Source organism: Vibrio ostreae, assembly GCF_019226825.1.
In the GTDB taxonomy this organism is placed as follows: domain Bacteria; phylum Pseudomonadota; class Gammaproteobacteria; order Enterobacterales; family Vibrionaceae; genus Vibrio; species Vibrio ostreae.
Genome location: NZ_CP076643.1, coordinates 897992 through 916151, shown reverse-complemented (window position 1 = coordinate 916151; position 18160 = coordinate 897992). Strand labels below are relative to the sequence as shown.

At 47.0% G+C, this 18160-nt stretch carries 14 protein-coding genes and 1 pseudogene; 5 read left to right on the top strand and 10 right to left on the bottom strand.

From position 1 onward, the window contains the following. Positions 1-108 precede the first annotated feature (108 nt). The 4 genes from KNV97_RS10280 to gyrA form a co-directional block, all read right to left on the bottom strand. Entirely contained in the window at positions 109-1368 is a 1260-nt protein-coding gene (locus KNV97_RS10280) for an imelysin family protein (protein WP_136484847.1), read from the bottom strand. Positions 1369-1541: 173 nt separating this feature from the next. Further along, positions 1542-2189 carry a GTP cyclohydrolase II gene (locus tag KNV97_RS10275; RefSeq protein WP_136484844.1) on the bottom strand — a complete coding sequence of 216 codons (648 nt, stop codon included), beginning with the start codon at positions 2187-2189 and terminating at the stop codon, positions 1542-1544. Positions 2190-2360: 171 nt separating this feature from the next. After that, positions 2361-2540: a hypothetical protein gene (locus KNV97_RS10270; RefSeq protein WP_136484842.1), complete on the bottom strand. Its 180-nt coding sequence runs from the start codon at positions 2538-2540 to the stop codon at positions 2361-2363. A gap of 678 nt (positions 2541-3218) precedes the next feature. Then, positions 3219-5933, bottom strand: a complete 2715-nt coding sequence (gene gyrA, locus KNV97_RS10265; RefSeq protein ID WP_136484839.1) for a DNA topoisomerase (ATP-hydrolyzing) subunit A — start codon at positions 5931-5933, stop codon at positions 3219-3221. A gap of 350 nt (positions 5934-6283) precedes the next feature. Here gyrA and ubiG point away from each other — a divergent pair, with 350 nt between their 5' ends. From ubiG to yfaE, 4 genes are all read left to right on the top strand, one after another. Continuing rightward, positions 6284-6991, top strand: a complete 708-nt coding sequence (gene ubiG / locus KNV97_RS10260) for a bifunctional 2-polyprenyl-6-hydroxyphenol methylase/3-demethylubiquinol 3-O-methyltransferase UbiG (RefSeq protein ID WP_136484837.1) — start codon at positions 6284-6286, stop codon at positions 6989-6991. Between the two features lie 582 nt (positions 6992-7573). Then, positions 7574-9856 (top strand): class 1a ribonucleoside-diphosphate reductase subunit alpha, encoded by a 2283-nt coding sequence (gene nrdA, locus KNV97_RS10255; protein WP_136484835.1) that lies wholly within the window; start codon positions 7574-7576, stop codon positions 9854-9856. 71 nt (positions 9857-9927) lie between these two features. Then, positions 9928-11061: a class Ia ribonucleoside-diphosphate reductase subunit beta gene (gene nrdB, locus KNV97_RS10250; RefSeq protein WP_136484833.1), complete on the top strand. Its 1134-nt coding sequence runs from the start codon at positions 9928-9930 to the stop codon at positions 11059-11061. After that, the gene (gene yfaE, locus KNV97_RS10245) at positions 11061-11339 is read left to right on the top strand and encodes a class I ribonucleotide reductase maintenance protein YfaE (RefSeq protein WP_136484831.1); all 279 of its coding nucleotides are present in this window, start codon (positions 11061-11063) and stop codon (positions 11337-11339) included. Before nrdB ends, yfaE begins: the two co-directional genes overlap by 1 nt. A gap of 252 nt (positions 11340-11591) precedes the next feature. Here the strand turns inward: yfaE and KNV97_RS10240 are convergent, their stop codons facing one another. From KNV97_RS10240 to KNV97_RS10215, 6 genes and pseudogenes are all read right to left on the bottom strand, one after another. Next, positions 11592-11837 (bottom strand): 30S ribosomal protein S6 modification protein, encoded by a 246-nt coding sequence (locus KNV97_RS10240; RefSeq protein WP_136484829.1) that lies wholly within the window; start codon positions 11835-11837, stop codon positions 11592-11594. A 278-nt stretch (positions 11838-12115) separates the two neighbouring features. Continuing rightward, positions 12116-13356, bottom strand: a pseudogene (locus tag KNV97_RS10235) (CinA family nicotinamide mononucleotide deamidase-related protein). A 279-nt stretch (positions 13357-13635) separates the two neighbouring features. Continuing rightward, positions 13636-14133 (bottom strand): gluconokinase, encoded by a 498-nt coding sequence (locus KNV97_RS10230; protein WP_136484825.1) that lies wholly within the window; start codon positions 14131-14133, stop codon positions 13636-13638. A gap of 69 nt (positions 14134-14202) precedes the next feature. Then, on the bottom strand, positions 14203-15522 hold the full coding sequence (locus KNV97_RS10225) for a TRAP transporter large permease (RefSeq protein WP_136484823.1): 1320 nt from the start codon (positions 15520-15522) through the stop codon (positions 14203-14205). Further along, positions 15515-16072, bottom strand: coding sequence for a TRAP transporter small permease subunit (locus KNV97_RS10220; protein ID WP_136484821.1), 558 nt, complete (start codon positions 16070-16072; stop codon positions 15515-15517). The genes KNV97_RS10225 and KNV97_RS10220 overlap by 8 nt, the downstream gene beginning before the upstream one ends. Before the next feature lie 69 nt (positions 16073-16141). Further along, complete coding sequence (locus tag KNV97_RS10215) at positions 16142-17158, bottom strand: TRAP transporter substrate-binding protein (RefSeq protein WP_136484819.1); 1017 nt, start codon at positions 17156-17158, stop codon at positions 16142-16144. 334 nt (positions 17159-17492) lie between these two features. Here KNV97_RS10215 and KNV97_RS10210 point away from each other — a divergent pair, with 334 nt between their 5' ends. Further along, positions 17493-18005: a glycine cleavage system protein R gene (locus tag KNV97_RS10210; RefSeq protein WP_136484817.1), complete on the top strand. Its 513-nt coding sequence runs from the start codon at positions 17493-17495 to the stop codon at positions 18003-18005. Positions 18006-18160: the final 155 nt, after the last annotated feature.

The following is an 18160-nucleotide window of genomic DNA, read 5'->3' as shown; positions in this document are numbered from 1 at the left end:
CTCTTATTATTCAAAGCGAGAAACCCAACCGGCCGAAAAGTCACTGGCGTGAACTCCCGGGCGATTGGGTCGTGTTAATTCAGAGGTTCAATAACTATAACTACTGGCTCAGAACTCGTGATCAGCGGTGTCCGGATTCAGGTTATCAATACCAATCACGTTCGCGGCTCGCTCAATAGATGCGGTCTGTGCAACCAAAGACGCAATGGCTTTATTAACCAGAGCGTTACCTTGCGGATTATCGGCAGCAATCAGTTGATCAAAGTGTTGATTGTTTTTCTCTGCTGACGTCACCAGCTCACCAACCTGATCGCGTGCAGCGTCAAACTGCTGCATGATTTCTTTGGCGGCTTTGTCGTCTTTCTGGGCAACAAGATCAAAGATTGACGCACCTTTTAACGTTGAACCGTCAACGCGAGCGTAAGTACCGGTATAAACGTTGTAAATACCCTGCTCGTTATAGAAGTGAGAGTTATGAGTGTTATCAGAGAAACAGTCATGCTCATCTTCTGTAGAGTTCGCTTCCAGAGCGACCTTCATACGCTCGCCAGCCAACTCTCCCAGTGAAAGCGAACCCATACCAAACAACATTTTACGCAGGCCATTTTGTGCAGAATCAGCAAGCAGCTCCTGACGGTAGTTACCTTTCTCATCCGCAGACCACTGCTTTTCCATCCACTCCAGATCCTGTACCAGCAGTTGAGCGGATGCTTTCAGGTATTGCGCACGACGGTCACAGTTGCCATGAGTACATTCGCTGCCCTGGACATAATCCGTATATGGACGTTCGCCCGCACCTGGCTGCGTGCCATGAAGATCTTGTCCCCACAGCAGGAATTCAATCGCGTGATAGCCTGATGCCACATTCGCCTCTGAACCACCCAGTTCATTCAGGCTGGCAATCAGCTCAGGGGTAATTTCAGCCACATCCATCGTCGTCGCGCCAATCGTCAGACTTCTATTGGCAATAATGTTAGCGCTTGCGCCCGCGTTACCCAGTTCATACTGATAATCATCCGCTACGTAATCGATCAGCCCCTCATCCAGCGGCCAGGCATTCAGCTGGCCTTCCCAGTCGTCGACAACCGCGTTACCAAAACGGAAAACTTCAGATTGTTGGTATGGTACACGCGCTTGTAACCAGGCTTGTTTGACTTGTTGTAGCTGAGCTTGTGACGGTTGAGCCAGAAAAGCATCGATTGACTGATTGAGTTTTTTCGCAGTAACCAGAGCATCCGCGAACACGGCGTGGGCAACGTCTGCGTAATGTTCAACGACCTGGTCCTGACTCACAGCCGCGAAACTGGCCGCAGAAGAGAGGGCCAAAGAGGCTGCAATAGATTGGACTAAAAGTGACTTAACTTTCATTAAAGCATCCTTGTTTTGCTTTGATTAATACGTAGTGCTAATTATTATCATTTTCACTCTTAGCCGCGATAATACAAATTTACAATTCTTTTTCAAGTGGTAACAAAAAAAACCTCACCGAAGTGAGGTTTTTATCAATGAAATGTGAAGTCGGCTTATCAGCGCTTACAAAACTACCACTTGAGCTGATGCTTGCCGTGAGACACTTTGGCACGGAGGTAATTCTCATTACCTGATTTAATGTGGGCTGCAGTATGTACCACTTCCACGATGTCGATACCGTACTCTTTCAGTTCACGTACCTTTTTCGGATTGTTGGTCACCAGACGGATCTTTTCTACGTTTAAAGCCTGCAGCATTTGTGCAGCTTCACTGAAATCACGCAGATCATCCCCAAAACCGAGATGGTTATTAGCTTCATAAGTGTTCATACCTTCACTCTGCAGACGGTACGCATCGATTTTGTTATATAAACCGATACCGCGACCTTCCTGGCGCAGGTATAAAATAATCCCGCCATGCTCACCCATCTTATTAATGGTTTCCTCCAGCTGCTCGCCACAATCACAGCGCGACGAATGAAAAACATCGCCGGTCAGACACTCTGAATGCATACGCACTAAAGGAACTTCTTGATTTTTATCTGCTGATTTGAAAATAACAGCGACATGCTCTTTATCGGTCTTCAACCCTCTGAAAGAGAGGATTTCTGCATCAATATTGCTCTGCGCACCTACTTTAAAATCAACTCTGGCTCTAACTTCCGCCATATCTGCACTCACCTGAATCATTACTGGATGCATGCTTGTTATTGTATGCATTCTAAAACTCTCTCTGTGAACATACTATGGGGACTGATACCCCAATTTTCAACGAAAAGATCACAAAAACATCTAAATGTTATAATATAACAATTTAGAAAAACTGCAATAAAAAACCCAGCGCTTTTTGATAAGGGCTGGGTTTGAGAAAAGTACTTATAATTCAGTAAATTAATGGCTCTGTGTCTTTTTCCATACCGCCAGTTCAACCCAAAGCTGTTCCAGCTCTTTAAGTTCTTCCGGCGTCAGGAAAGACAAAGTAGGTTTTGATTGTGGCAGAGCATAAGACTGCAATGCACTAATCTGTGCATAAAAGTCCTGCTTTAATTGCTTAATCACTGAATAGTCCACTGCCTTTTCCCGCTGATTATTTGTCTCTATGTCAAAATAATATCATTTTATCGAAATCAATGTGACTGAAATTTAATTTTTGGAATAATTGTCACATTTTATATGTTGTTATTTTTATTTAGATTCTGCTTATCAATATGATCGCAATATAAATACTAATGATCATGCCAATAGATATATTCAATAAATACAACCATCAAATCTATATTATTAATAGATACACAATTAAACTCAAACTCACTTAACGCACTGTATTTAATCGGGTTTTATAGCCATCCTGATGATTGTTTGTGCACTAATTGAGATTTAGCGATCGTCACCGCCTCCGGATCAAAACCAATGATCCTTGGTTCAAAGCTAATCCAAATACCAAACCTTCCCATACGCCAAAATATGGTTTAACAATAATGAGTCTGGCAAGGCGTGTGTTTTTCGCAGTCGTGATTTGATTGAGCAGTGACTCGGCTGATATAGCTATTTATGACTTAATAGACTATCCGTTCCTGATATCCCATTTAGTGATAACCCATTAGTGCCGTAACAGACTATCTGTTCATAATAAACCGTCAGTGGCGTTATAAAAAAGCCGGGCTCAACGGCCCGGCTTTTTGTCAACTATAGTGTTTTTCAAGCATCGTACTTTTTAACAACGACAGTACTTTTTAACAACGACAGTCATTACTCGTCAGAGTCACTATCTGTTGAATCAGTTGCGTTGCTCTCTGGCTGCTCTGATTCATCCGATGAAACCGACTGCGCTTCAGCATCGATATCTTCCGGTAAATCCGCATCTTCAATTTCTTCAATGCGCTGCAGGCCAACGACTTTCTCGTCTTCAGCGGTACGAATCAGTGTCACACCTTGGGTGTTACGACCAACCTGACTCACTTCAGCGACACGGGTACGTACCAGAGTACCGGCGTTAGTGATCATCATAAATTCATCACCTTCGTCGACCTGTACCGCACCTACGACTTCGCCGTTACGATCAGAAACTTTGATAGAAACCACACCCTGGGTGCCACGACCTTTGGTCGGATATTCCGCCAACACCGTGCGTTTACCATAACCGTTTTCAGTTACCGTCAGAACGTCACCGTCAGTCTTAGGAACGATCAAAGATACCACTTTATCGCCCTCTGCCAGTTTCATACCTCGTACACCTGAAGCGGTACGCCCCATAGGACGAACACCTTTGAACTTAATCTCTGGCTGACCATTCTCATCAAGAACCGGATTTCCGTTCTCATCCACAACCACAGATTCTTCGGCTTCTTTAAAGCGAACGACTTTACCGAATTTCGAGAACAGCATGATTTCATTTTCGCCATCAGTGATATCGACACCAATCAACGAGTCGTCGTCACGCAGATTGACGGCAATCAGACCGTTCGCACGTACGTTAGCGAACTGATCAAGCGAAGTCTTCTTAACTGTACCGTCACCGGTTGCCATGAAGATAAACTTATCTTCCGTAAACTCGGTTACCGGCAGAATCGCAGTGATACGTTCGTTCTCTTCCAGAGGAAGCAGATTGACGATAGGCTTACCACGTGCAGTACGACTTGCCAGCGGCAATTGGTACACTTTCAGACGATAGGTCTTACCACGGGTCGAGAAGCACAGAATATTGTCGTGAGTATTCGCCACCAGCAGACGTTCGATGTAATCTTCGTCCTTCATGCGGGTCGCACTCTTACCTTTACCGCCACGACGCTGAGACTCATAGTCGCTCAGTAACTGGTACTTAACGTAACCTTCATGTGACAGCGTCACAACTACATCTTCGCGGGCAATCAGCTCTTCCAGATCGATATCGTGGCTGGCTGCCGTGATTTCAGTGCGGCGAGCATCACCGAATCCGTCACGAATCGCTTCCAGTTCTTCACGAATCACTTCCATCAGACGCTCAGTGCTCGCCAGGATGTGCATCAGTTCTGCAATTTGCTCCAGCAACTGTTTGTATTCGTCCAGGATCTTCTCGTGCTCAAGACCAGTCAGCTTGTGCAGACGAAGGTCAAGAATCGCTTGAGCCTGTTGTTCAGTCAGGAAGTACTGACCATCACGAATACCGTACTGAGGCTCCAGCCATTCAGGGCGAGCAGCATCAGTACCGGCGCGTTCCAGCATAGCCGCAACATTACCCAGATCCCAACCACGGGCAATCAGACCCGCTTTGGCTTCTGCCGGCGTTGGCGCTTTACGAATCAGATCAATGATGTCATCGATGTTCGCCAGAGCCAGTGCCAAACCCTCCAGGATATGGGCACGTTCGCGTGCTTTACGCAGCTCAAAAATAGTACGGCGCGTCACCACTTCACGGCGGTGATCCACGAAGCACTTCAGCATCTCTTTCAGGTTAAACAGTTTAGGCTGACCATTGTCCAGCGCGACCATGTTAATACCGAAAGTGGTCTGCAGTTGGGTGTTCGTGTACAGGTTGTTCAGAACAACTTCGCCGACAGCGTCACGCTTACACTCAATAACAATGCGCATACCGTCTTTATCCGACTCGTCACGCAGTGCACTAATACCTTCAACTTTCTTGTCTTTCACCAGTTCAGCGATCTTTTCAATCAGACGCGCTTTGTTTACCTGGTACGGGATCTCGCTGACAATAATGGTCTCACGGCCATTTTTGTCTGTTTCGATATCCGCTTTGGAACGCATGTAAATCTTACCGCGACCCGTTTTGTAAGCATCGATAATGCCTTTACGACCACTGATAAGAGCCGCTGTCGGGAAATCAGGACCTGGAATGTAGTCCATCAGTTCATCGATAGTGATCTCTTCGTTGTCGATATAAGCAAGACAGCCGTCAACAACTTCTGTCAGGTTATGCGGAGGAATGTTGGTCGCCATACCTACAGCGATACCGGAAGCACCGTTCACCAGCAGGTTTGGAATTTTAGTCGGAAGAACCGCAGGGATCTGTTCGGTACCGTCATAGTTCGGTACGTAATCAACCGTTTCTTTGTCCAGGTCAGCCAGCAGCTCATGGGCAATTTTAGACATGCGTACTTCGGTGTAACGCATTGCCGCGGCGGAGTCACCGTCGATAGAACCAAAGTTACCCTGACCATCGACCAGCATGTAACGCAGCGAGAAAGGCTGCGCCATGCGTACGATGGTATCGTATACAGCACTGTCGCCATGCGGGTGATATTTACCGATTACATCACCAACCACACGGGCAGATTTTTTATATGGTTTATTCCAGTCGTTACCCAGCACATTCATCGCGAACAGTACGCGACGGTGAACTGGTTTTAGGCCATCACGCACATCAGGAAGAGCACGACCCACGATAACTGACATCGCGTAGTCAAGGTATGAACCTCGTAGCTCATCTTCAATGTTTACGGGCGTGATCTCTTTAGCTAGATCGCTCATAGAGCCATTATCCCTCTATAGTTTGATCGGTATATCCAGACAAAACGAACCCTATGCCGGAATCAACATAAATGGTTTCGTCCACACACCTGGATATTATTGATACTTATAAGGTGAAAAAATATAACACAAGTTTCTAAGGTTCGGCATCACTTTCCCTCCCCTTTTATCAGGTTGTGACCTTTGTTGTGAATCAACTGCCGAGAATTTACACACTACTCCCATATCCAACTGAAAACAGATTATTTTTTGTTCGTTCTTTTTTTATTCAGGCAGAACAACTGGTGTAACAAGCGATCAGCGCTATAATGCGGACTCATCCATGGACGCGTAATACAGGCATAACAAGTATGAGTAAACCTCAAAACGTCGACCCGAACGAAATCAAGAAGTTCGAAGAAATGGCATCACGTTGGTGGGATCTGGAAGGCGAGTTTAAACCACTGCATCAGATCAACCCACTACGTCTCAACTATGTACAAGAACGTGTCAACGGCTTGTTTGGCAAAAAAGTTCTCGATGTCGGTTGCGGCGGAGGCATCCTGGCAGAAAGCATGGCGCGTGAAGGCGCTCAGGTGACCGGGCTGGATATGGGCAAAGAGCCGCTGGAAGTAGCCCGACTGCATGCCCTGGAAACGGGAACCAAACTCGATTACATCCAAAGTACTATTGAAGATCACGCAGAGCAAAACCCGCAGGCTTATGATGTCGTAACCTGTATGGAAATGTTGGAACATGTCCCGGATCCGCTGTCCGTCATTCAGTCTTGTGCAGCGCTGGTCAAACCTGGCGGTCATGTCTTCTTCTCGACCCTGAACCGTAACTTTAAATCTTATCTGTTCGCCATCGTCGGCGCAGAGAAGTTACTCAAGATTGTTCCGCAAGGCACTCACGATCACGAGAAGTTTATTCGTCCCTCAGAAATGATGAAAATGATTGACACCACTTCCCTGCAAGAGCAAGGGATTACCGGTCTGCAATACAATCCATTGACAGATACCTACCGCCTCGGTCGCAATGTGGATGTCAATTACATTGTGCACACAAGGTTAATCTGATGGCCCAAGCTGTTAATCTGATGACCCGAGCATAAGTAACGTCGGTTTCAGACCTCAGTGAGCTGGCGTAAGACGTAAACGACGACAGTATTAACTTGTATGCTTTGGCAACGGACTCTTTAATTACATTAATTACATATAGTGTACGCTAAAACCCGCCGTCTGGTTTATCACCACATGGTCAAGTTTTAGCGTATTTTTGTATTGATCCTCGCCGTTGATCTGACGAAAACGGCGATAGAGTTTTTACCTAAAGATCAAGAGATTTTTTTTCTCTCTTGGTTACGAAAAAAGCGATCTGAGAATCACAATTTCTTACACGTAATTCTGCCCTTTCGTCATCGGTGAGTGTCTACTAACTGAATTTTTTTATTTCGCAAGTTATCCACAAACTGTTCAAGATCTCCAACTTGCATTACCCCCTCAATAGCACTATCTTGTAACCCGAATACTGATGCACCCCTACATATAGTGTTTAGGACTCTATATGTAGGGCGAACTTGATCACAAAGCCGGGATTCACTTTACAAGAATTACTCAAAAATACGGCTTTTATCAGTTTTGTTAGGGAAATAAAGTAGAATGAACCAACAACTCACTGTCACCAAGCGTGATGGCCGCAAAGAAAAGATTGATCTAGAAAAGATCCACCGTGTGATCGCATGGGCCGCTGAAGGTCTGGACAATGTCTCTGTATCACAAGTAGAACTTCGTGCTCATATCCAGTTCTACGATGGCATTACCACCTCTGACATTCATGAAACCATCATCAAATCCGCTGCGGATCTGATTTCAGAAGAGACGCCGGATTACCAATACCTGGCTGCACGCCTGGCGGTTTTCCACCTACGTAAGAAAGCGTATGGCCAGTATGAGCCGCCACTGCTGCTGGATCACGTATCTGCGATGGTGGAAAAAGGTAAGTACGACAAACACCTGCTGGAAGACTATACACGCGAAGAATTCGAGTTGATGAATGGCTTCATCGACCATCGCCGTGATTTGAATTTCTCTTACGCTGCAGTCAAACAGCTGGAAGGTAAGTACTTTGTACAAAACCGCGTAACCGGTCAGATCTACGAGAGTGCACAGTTCCTGTACATTCTGGTAGCAGCATGCCTGTTCGCTAAGTACCCGAAAGATACGCGTCTGGATTACGTAAAACGTTTTTACGATGCGACATCGACGTTCAAGATTTCATTGCCTACACCAATTATGTCTGGCGTGCGCACGCCTACCCGTCAGTTCAGTTCATGTGTACTGATCGAGTGTGGTGACAGCCTGGATTCAATCAACGCAACAGCGAGCTCGATCGTACGATACGTTTCCCAACGTGCCGGTATCGGTATTAACGCGGGTCGTATTCGTGCTTTGGGATCTGAGATCCGTGGTGGCGAAGCGTTCCACACAGGTTGTATCCCGTTCTACAAATACTTCCAAACGGCGGTGAAATGCTGTTCTCAAGGTGGTGTTCGTGGTGGCGCAGCGACTGTCTTCTACCCTGTCTGGCACGGTGAAGTTGAATCTTTGCTGGTACTGAAAAACAACCGCGGTGTTGAAGAAAACCGTGTACGTCATATGGACTACGGTGTGCAGCTGAATAAGCTGATGTACAAACGTCTGGTGGAAGGTGGCAACATCACTCTGTTCTCACCGTCTGATGTACCGGGCCTGTACGATGCATTCTTCCAGGACCAGGACGAGTTCGAACGCCTGTATGTTAAATACGAAAACGATCCTTCGATCAAACAGCGTAGCGTTAAAGCGGTTGAGCTGTTCTCCCTGCTGATGCAGGAGCGCGCATCAACTGGTCGTATCTACATTCAGAACGTCGACCACTGTAATACTCACAGCCCGTTTGATGCGAGCGTTGCTCCGGTACGTCAGTCTAACCTGTGTCTGGAAATTGCTCTGCCGACCAAACCTCTGGTGAACGTTGAAGATGACAGCGGCGAAATCGCGCTGTGTACTCTGTCTGCATTTAACCTGGGTGCAATCCAGAATCTGGATGATTTTGAAGAACTGGCTGAGCTTGTGGTACGTGCGCTTGATGCACTGCTGGATTATCAGGACTACCCTCTGCCAGCGGCTTACAAGTCAACCATGAATCGTCGTACTCTGGGTGTGGGCGTGATCAACTATGCATACTACCTGGCGAAACACGGTGTGAAATACTCAGATGGCAGCGCGAATGCCCTGACTCACCGAACCTTTGAAGCGATGCAGTACTACCTGTTGAAAGCGTCGGTGAACCTGGCTAAAGAGCAAGGTGCATGTCCGGCATTTAACGAGACCAATTACGCGAAAGGTCTGCTGCCGATTGATACCTATAAGAACGACATCAATCTGATCTGTGACGAAGCACTGCATTACGACTGGGATGCACTGCGTAGCGAGATCATGGAGCACGGTCTGCGTAACTCAACGCTGACTGCTCTGATGCCTTCAGAAACGTCATCACAGATTTCAAACGCAACCAACGGTATCGAGCCGCCACGTGGTTACGTTTCCGTCAAAGCGTCTAAAGATGGTATTCTGAAACAGGTTGTTCCTGAGTTCACTCGTCTGAAAGACAACTATGAACTGCTGTGGAACATCGGTTCAAATGATGGTTATTTGCACTTAGTCGGTATCATGCAGAAATTTGTTGACCAGGCAATTTCAGCCAATACTAACTATGACCCAAGTCGTTACGAAAGCGGCAAGGTTCCAATGAAGAAACTGCTTCAGGACCTGCTGACTGCGTATAAATTTGGTGTGAAAACACTGTACTACCATAACACTCGTGATGGTGCGAAAGACGATCAGAAAGATGCGGTTCAACCAGCCGACGACGATTGCGCAAGCGGTGCTTGTAAGATCTAATCAGATTTGAACTGACACTAATTGACTTGAATGCCCTCTGCTCTGCAGGGGGCGAAACGGATGAAGGCACAATGGCTTACAGTACTTTTACTCAAACAAAAAATAACCAACTTAAAGAACCTATGTTTCTGGGTCAGCCGGTTAACGTCGCACGCTACGACCAGCAGAAATACGATATTTTCGAAAAGCTGATTGAAAAACAGCTTTCTTTTTTCTGGCGTCCGGAAGAAGTTGATGTCTCCAGCGACCGTATCGACTACGCGAAATTGCCAGATCACGAGAAACACATTTTTATCTCCAACCTGAAATACCAGACCCTGCTTGACTCAATCCAGGGCCGCAGCCCGAACGTCGCTCTGCTGCCACTGGTCTCTATTCCTGAGCTGGAAACCTGGATTGAAACCTGGTCATTCTCTGAAACCATCCACTCTCGTTCGTACACGCACATCATCCGTAACATCGTGAACGATCCTGCATTGGTGTTTGACGACATCGTTGAGAATGAGCACATCATCAAGCGCGCGAAAGACATCGCTCACTTCTACGATGATCTGATCAAAATGAGTAACGATTACCACCGTTACGGTGAAGGTAGCCACGAAATCAACGGCGAAACTGTTCACATCACGCTAAACGGCCTGAAGAAAAAGCTGTACCTATGCCTGATGTCGGTTAACGCGCTGGAAGCGATTCGCTTCTACGTCAGCTTTGCCTGTTCATTCGCTTTTGCCGAACGTGAACTGATGGAAGGTAATGCCAAAATCATCAAGTTGATCGCCCGTGATGAAGCACTGCACCTGACCGGTACGCAGCATATGATCAACCTGCTGCGCAACGGTATGGATGATTTTGCCTTCCTGCAGATCGCTGAAGAGTGTAAGCAAGAGAGTTTTGACCTGTTCAAGCAGGCCGCTGAGCAAGAGAAAGAATGGGCAGAATATCTGTTCAAAGACGGCTCGATGATTGGCCTGAACAAAGACATCCTGTGTCAGTATGTTGAGTACATCACCAACATTCGTATGCATGCGGTTGGTCTCGAGCCTGCGTACCCTGGTGCGACCAGCAACCCGATTCCGTGGATCAATGCCTGGTTATCTTCTGACAACGTTCAGGTTGCGCCACAGGAAGCAGAAATCAGTTCTTACCTCGTCGGTCAAATCGACAACGAAGTCAAAGCCAATGACTTCGAGGGCTTTGAACTGTAATGGCTTCGATTAAAATCAACAAAATCGTCAACATTGAGTCCAATCCGTCTAATACTCTGCTCGAAACCATGGAGCAGGCCGGATTGAACCCTGAATACAACTGCCGGGACGGCCATTGTGGCGCCTGCCGCTGTACTCTGCTATCAGGTGAAGTCGAATACGTTGGTTTTGCTATGGCCTACACGGAAAGTGATGAAATCTTGCCGTGTATCTGTAAGGCCAAAACGGCTGTAGAGTTGGTCAACGTCAACTATCATGTCAAAGCCAAACGCGCCTAGTCTCCACTCAGTGGTTTAGCGGTGTCACCGTCCGAACACACTGAGCAACGCAATGAAAAAAGCCAGAGTGCACGACTCTGGCTTTTTAGTTGCGCTTTTTCTTCAACTCGCTGCCTGCCCTAAGCACATCTATCCACATACACCTCTTGTCGCCACACATTTAAGTGAAGCAATACGAGTTAGCTGGAACAATACGAATTTTTAAGCGGAACAATATAAAATGCAGGCATTAACAGCGGCTGTGCTCCTTCCCTACTTAAACTCACCACCTAAAATCTGATCGGCGGTCCCCATAGAGACCGACTTATTGGCGATCTCTCTTCCACCATCATCATACAGAGACAAACGATAACCCTGATAATCGATCTGATTGCTGTCTGCCGGGGCATGCAGCCATAAAGAAACCACATCCCGATTCACACTCCCTACAGCCTCTCCCAGAACCACTTTCTGACTTGCCACTTCATACCAAACCAAAATCCTTGATTGATGGAACATACCAGCCTCCCGCTGAAATGGAACACAACAGAACTTAGTTTAAGTGCAATCACGCAAACGAGATGGCTCAGATTTAAGACAGTTTTAGCATCACCCAATAAATCATGTGCTTAACATTTAGATAATTTTGGTATAACTGGCGGGGATAAAGTCAGATGGGTAATAAGCATATAATTCAATGTCTTATTACCCATTCGATGGATAGACAATCCGTTTATTAGCATTCGGGTTATTTCTAAAGAGAAATCAGACCGACTCATTAACCGTTAACCATCTACTCAGCCTTTAAGTACATTGGCCGGCAAGTAGAGTTCCTTCAACGTCGACAGCGAACCGTACTGTGCCAGAACGTTTTTACCGGACAAATAACGACGCAGCATATCGGCCGCAACGGTACCCATCAGCTCCTTTTGTTCCTGAGCGCTGAACGCACGGCTGAATTTAAACAGTTGCCCCCACTCTCCCTGCGGAGAAGAGAGCGCGACACTGAATGTATCCTCATTCAGAGGGCCGGTAACCAGTGCCAGGTCGGTCGTGCATTTATCTTTGGTCGCACCGGCCAGAGCAAACACCGCTGCGAGCGGATCTTTTCACCCAGTCCGGCATCCGTACCATGACTCAGAACCCAACTATGGCCACTCAACACTTCGACCTGCTCATTACTGAGCAACCAGTGCGATAACCACCCTTTGGTTGCTTGTTCTGCTATCGACAATGAGAGACCTTTATCGGCCATTAGATGGCCGATATGGGCCAGCATCGGTTCATCAACACTCACCACATGCTGCTCCAGGAGGGAATACATAAGCTGGAGGAATTTCACCCGCGTATCGAGATCACTCTTCGGACCAAACAGCTTCACCTCAATAAAGGGCATATAGGAACGGTAACCCAGCACATAGCCCTGCGGCAGATGCAGCTTATCCAGTTTGTCTGCGATCCCTGATTCAGAGGAACCAAAGGTATACAAACGGCTGCACTCCAGCCCAGCCTGCTCCGGATAGTTACGCTTCAGATCAGGCAGGATCTGCTCAGCCACCATACGCTTAAACTCTTTTGGGACACCGGGCGTAAAATAGAACCAGCAGTCGTTAATCTGCATTTTGAAACCACACGCAGTACCGATCGGGTTATCGATAATGGTCGCGTTTTCCGGCAACATCGCCTGCTTAATATTGCTTTCCGGCATGGTGCGGTTTCGGGCCGCATAAAAGGTCTCCAGACGCTCCAGCCACTGCGGGAACAGAACCAGTTGCTGCTCAGCGGCCTGTGATGCCGCAGCCGCACTTAAGTCATCAGTGGTAGGCCCAAGGCCACCATTCACAATCACAATGTCGTTATTAAAGCTCAGCATCAGCATTTCTTCTGCTAATACAGGCTGTGCATCGCCGACTGTCGAACGCTTGGATAAAGAAAAGCCGTGTTCAAAAAATTCGCGGGACATCCAGGCTGCATTAGTATCGACGATGTCACCATGCAGTACTTCCTCACCGGTACTTAACATTGCTATTTTAAGCATAGATATAACCTTGTTGTTCTCATTGCGTCTGATAGGACAGACTGCTTGTTGTTTCACTATATCGCCGATCGACCGTATCTCTCTATTAGTTTCATGTCAATTTCCCAGTTTTATATCAATTTCATATCGATGTGCTGGTGCAACCCAGCGGCTCTGGCACTTTGTGGCTCAGCTTCAGAGCCAATCCTTGAGTTACATAAACAACAAAGCGCCCGGAGGCGCTTTGTTATCGATATAGTCATCACAGCAGCAATGAAGGTTATGATCCTACTATCGAGTTCAGGTTTTGTCCGCAATCGCCTGTAGCGCTTTCGCAACCACCTCATCCATCGGCTGAGTAATATCGATAAATATCGCTTCATCAGCACCAGGCTCAATCAGAGTTTCAAACTGGCTACGCAGCATTTTTTCACCCTGAAAATAGTGGTCTGCACGCTGACTTAAGCGCGACCAAATGGTGTCGTAATCGCCTTGCAGATAGATGATCACTAACTCGTCATTATTCTCGCGCAAGATATCGCGATACTGCGGCCTAAGCGCCGAGCAGGCAATGACCGCTGAGTCATTATCAATAAACAGACGATTGAGCGTTTGCAGCCAACCGTAACGGTCTTCATCGGTCAGAGGAATACCCTGACTCATTTTGTCGACATTGTGCTGAGGATGAAAGTCATCACCGTCAAAGAAGGTCAGACCCAATCGCTGCGCCATCTGGCTGCCAACTGAACTCTTACCGCAACCGGATACACCCATTACTAAGATTTTTTTCGCTTTCATAGGACAATACTTCCCTGGGCCCCACTCAAATGGGGCCTTTGTGCTCAAATTGAAATTGGTCGCTTAAGGTTACTGCCACCACATCGCGAGTTGCGGGAACACAATAACCAGTCCCAGTACCAGAATTTGCATACAAATAAACGGAATCAGTGACGAGAAAATCAATCCCAGACTGATGTCCTTCGGCGCTACCGATTTGAGATAGAAAGCCGCCGGACCGAATGGTGGTGACAGGAAAGAAACCTGCATGTTCAGACAGAACACAACACCAAACCAGATTGGGTCATAGCCCAGATTGATGATGATAGGTACGAAAATAGGCATGGTAAGCAGAGCAACACCGACCCAGTCCAGGAACATACCCAACACCAGCAGAATCACCATCATGATCAGCAAAGTCGCAATGGCACTACCGCCCGACAGAGCCAGAATCGTCTCTTCAACAAAGTCGATACCACCCATCAGGTTGTAAACCCCGACCAGAGCCGTCGCGCCAATACCGATCCAGATGATCATCCCACAGGTACGCATAGTGGCGATGGCACTCTCTTTGAGCATCGTCCAGCCCATCTCACCGCGAATAACCGCACTGAACATAATACCGACGACACCAAGGGCCGATGCTTCGGTGACCGATGCCACACCGGTATAAATACTGCCTAATACCACAGCCACCGATAGTAGCGGGAAGAACAGTGCTTTAAAGTAATTCGGGCGCTCGTTATCTTCTTCCAGCTCTTGCTGATCAAATTCCGGTGCCAGTGAAGGATTCAGATAACAACGAATCAGCACATATGCAACGTAACACATCGCCAAAATAAACGCCGGAACAAAGGCGGCTTTAAACAGGTCGCCGATTGATACACTGGCGGTCATACCATAAATAATCAGTACGATACTTGGCGGCAACATAGTACCCAACGCACCACCGGCACAGGTTGTACCGATAGCCAGTTTGCGGTCATAACCGAGTCGCAGCATCTGTGGCAGTGCCAGGATACCCAACAGAACGGTTTCACCACCGATAACGCCGGACATCGATGCCAAAAGTACTGCAACCAGCAGCGTTTGTACGGCCACACCGCCACGCACACGGCGTCCGACGGATTTCATCGCATCAAATAAATCGCGCGCAATCCCGGAGTGATCCAGCATCGCCGCCATCAGTACAAACATCGGAATAGCCAGGAAAATGTAGTCCGAAGCGAAGCTGTACATACGGCTGGTAATCAGAGGAATAGCATCGACACCAAACCATCCCAGGGTAAAGAAGATGGCAACGAAACCGGTAACGAACGCCAGCTGCATACCTGTCAGCAGCAAGCCGATCATCATCACCAGCATGAGCAGACTGCCCCATTCAATACCAATTGAAGAAAGATCAAACATCGCGCTTTTTCCTTAGGGCTTGAATTTCCTGAATCAGGTGCAACACAAATTGCACGACCAAAATCACCAGAGTGACAAAAATAACCGCTTTCAGCAGCGCCGGATAAGGCGGGTTAAAAGCAGAACCTGAGGTTTCCAGACGCATCTCGCCCCACGGTGCAAACCAGGAAGCTTCAACAGTAATATAAGAGGCATACGCCATCATGCCGGCAAAGGCTAATCCGACAATGTGATGGACTAAATTAAGATAATGACGTGCACGTGGTGACACATGATCATAAATTAGCACCACACGAACATGTTTATTCGATGCCATGGCATAGACACCGCCAAACACAAATAACGCACCACCGATAAAGGCCGCCGTCTCATGTACCCAAGTGGTGGGAGAGTCAAACACATAACGCATGACGACTTCATAAAAAGAAATCGCAACCGTTACCAGAAACAGCAGACTGAACGCATTACCAGCACGCACAATCCAAACGTCCAGCGCGTTTTTAGGCTGCTCATCATGAATAGGCGCAGCCGGTAGCTTCTTCTCGCTCATAACGAACTCTTGCTTTAACAGAGAGGGCAAAGTCGCCCTCTCTCAATGGAAAGAAAATATATAGGATAGTTATAGAAGATCGTTGTTTTGCAGGAAGGTAGTCACAGAATCATAGACCTTCTTCGCATTCGGAGAACGCTCTGCAAATACCGCCCACTGATCGCGGGCGATAGCACGGAATTTCTTACGTTCTTCATCAGACCAGTTATGAATGGTAATTTTAGGATTGGCATTGGCTTCTTTCACCGCTGCCTGGTCGGCAATTTTCAGCTGAGTGGTAATGTCATAAGAGAAATCACGTACTGACGTCACAAGAATTTGTTGCAAATCTGCCGGCATTTTTTCCCATTTCTTCTCGCTGATAGAAACATCGATCAGAGGCAGAGAGTGGAAACCCGGTTGAACCGGATGAGCCGCGACATCATTCATGCCTGCTTTTTGGTTAGTCGAGAATACGGTGTAATCAGCCGCATCAATGACGCCCTTACTCAGGCCGGTGAATACTTCAGAACCCGGCAGGTTAACCGGTGTCGCCCCCGCCGCCGCAAAGACTTGCTGCACCAGCCCTTCTGGCGCACGCAGTTTCAGACCTTTCAGATCTGCAACACCATCAAGCGGCTTCTTAGATACCAGAGATTCAACACCTGTTGTTGAAGCACCAACAAAATGAACACCGTATGGTTTGTAAAGTTCGGTTAAAAGTTCGTTGCCACCACCGTAGTTCATGTATTGCAGCAGTTGGGTTGTATCTGACCAGGCACCCACCATGTTACCTAACAGGCCGAAAGCCGGATCCTGACCAGAGAAGAATTCAGTCGCGGTCAGATGACCATCCAGGATCCCCATTTTGATCGCACTCAGGGTTTCGGTGTGTTTAACCACTGCCCCAACAGGTAACAGGTCAATATCGATACGTCCGCCGGACATTTTTTCGACCCGCTCGGCCCAGTCTTGCTGAATCTGGAAGTTGCGATCTCCGGATGGATCCGAAGATTGGATTTTCAGCTTGAAATCCGCAGCCATTGCAGACATAGATACCAAACCTGTTACCGCTGCGGCGATAATTGTTCTCGTCATAGCTTTCATTGAATTATCCTTTCGAGTTTCACGTCTAACACCGGTTTATGAATATTATGTTACCGGTAACTTGCGGTGTGAATGTTACTGGTAACTCCCATTGGCTGTCCATGAAGTTGATCACAGCTTTTAAACATTCATTAACATCCAGCTTACTGATGTTATTTTTATAACCACCACAACATAAGCCTTTGTGCAGTTTAGTTAAAATTGCGAACAGCGGCGGATTAATCCAAAATTTTCCGCGCTGGTTATCGAAAAGGTTGATAGCGGTCAATATTTAAACACACACAACATCTAAACTCTTTAATAGCGATGAATTGAATGAGGTTCGGAGGTCGGAATGAACAGCACTTTTATAGTGAACTTTGTTGGTACAGCAACCCCGTCAACGATTAAACAACTTGCTGCGATTACCCATGAGAATGATGGTAAGTGGCTAATTAGTAAGGTTAATTTTATCGAGGAACAAGTGGCTGCTGTGATTAAGGTTGAAGTCCCCACCGCAAAAGTCCAAACGGTGAAAGAGGCCTTTCATTCCTACCCCGATTTACTGGTGCAAATTGTCGACTGTGATACGACCCCACATCAATCAGACACGATTTATCAGATTCGGCTTGATGCTAATGACCGTTATGGAATTGTCAACGAGATCACTCATGTGCTGGATAACCAGGGCATTCATATTCTCGATATGGATTGCCAACGGGTATTTATCGCCGGAGGTGGCGGCGTCAGTTCAAGTTTGTTTACGGCTAATTTAGCCATTCGTCTGCCCGCGGAAATAGCCATACAAGACGTCGCTAAGGAACTCGAAGCTCTGAGCGAAGATACCCGGGTAATTATCGAGACATAAAACCGACCTCATTATAATTGCGCCCTATCAGGACGTTATAAAATGACAACAATATAGAATATATCGTTATTCAGGAGGTCGATGGCCTTTCTTTTTATGAAGGAAATTCATACAAAAAATAACATGACGTACGGTTAGAATAATTCTCTTCTCGA

What these genes read in the sequence shown, in the direction of transcription:
- KNV97_RS10280 (WP_136484847.1), bottom strand. Translation starts at nt 1,368, where the DNA reads ATGAAAGTTAAGTCACTTTTAGTCCAATCTATTGCAGCCTCTTTGGCC.
- KNV97_RS10275 (WP_136484844.1), bottom strand. Translation starts at nt 2,189, where the DNA reads ATGCATACAATAACAAGCATGCATCCAGTAATGATTCAGGTGAGTGCA.
- gyrA (WP_136484839.1), bottom strand. Translation starts at nt 5,933, where the DNA reads ATGAGCGATCTAGCTAAAGAGATCACGCCCGTAAACATTGAAGATGAG.
- ubiG (WP_136484837.1), top strand. Translation starts at nt 6,284, where the DNA reads ATGAGTAAACCTCAAAACGTCGACCCGAACGAAATCAAGAAGTTCGAA.
- nrdA (WP_136484835.1), top strand. Translation starts at nt 7,574, where the DNA reads ATGAACCAACAACTCACTGTCACCAAGCGTGATGGCCGCAAAGAAAAG.
- nrdB (WP_136484833.1), top strand. Translation starts at nt 9,928, where the DNA reads ATGGCTTACAGTACTTTTACTCAAACAAAAAATAACCAACTTAAAGAA.
- yfaE (WP_136484831.1), top strand. Translation starts at nt 11,061, where the DNA reads ATGGCTTCGATTAAAATCAACAAAATCGTCAACATTGAGTCCAATCCG.
- KNV97_RS10240 (WP_136484829.1), bottom strand. Translation starts at nt 11,837, where the DNA reads ATGTTCCATCAATCAAGGATTTTGGTTTGGTATGAAGTGGCAAGTCAG.
- KNV97_RS10230 (WP_136484825.1), bottom strand. Translation starts at nt 14,133, where the DNA reads ATGAAAGCGAAAAAAATCTTAGTAATGGGTGTATCCGGTTGCGGTAAG.
- KNV97_RS10225 (WP_136484823.1), bottom strand. Translation starts at nt 15,522, where the DNA reads ATGTTTGATCTTTCTTCAATTGGTATTGAATGGGGCAGTCTGCTCATG.
- KNV97_RS10220 (WP_136484821.1), bottom strand. Translation starts at nt 16,072, where the DNA reads ATGAGCGAGAAGAAGCTACCGGCTGCGCCTATTCATGATGAGCAGCCT.
- KNV97_RS10215 (WP_136484819.1), bottom strand. Translation starts at nt 17,158, where the DNA reads ATGAAAGCTATGACGAGAACAATTATCGCCGCAGCGGTAACAGGTTTG.
- KNV97_RS10210 (WP_136484817.1), top strand. Translation starts at nt 17,493, where the DNA reads ATGAACAGCACTTTTATAGTGAACTTTGTTGGTACAGCAACCCCGTCA.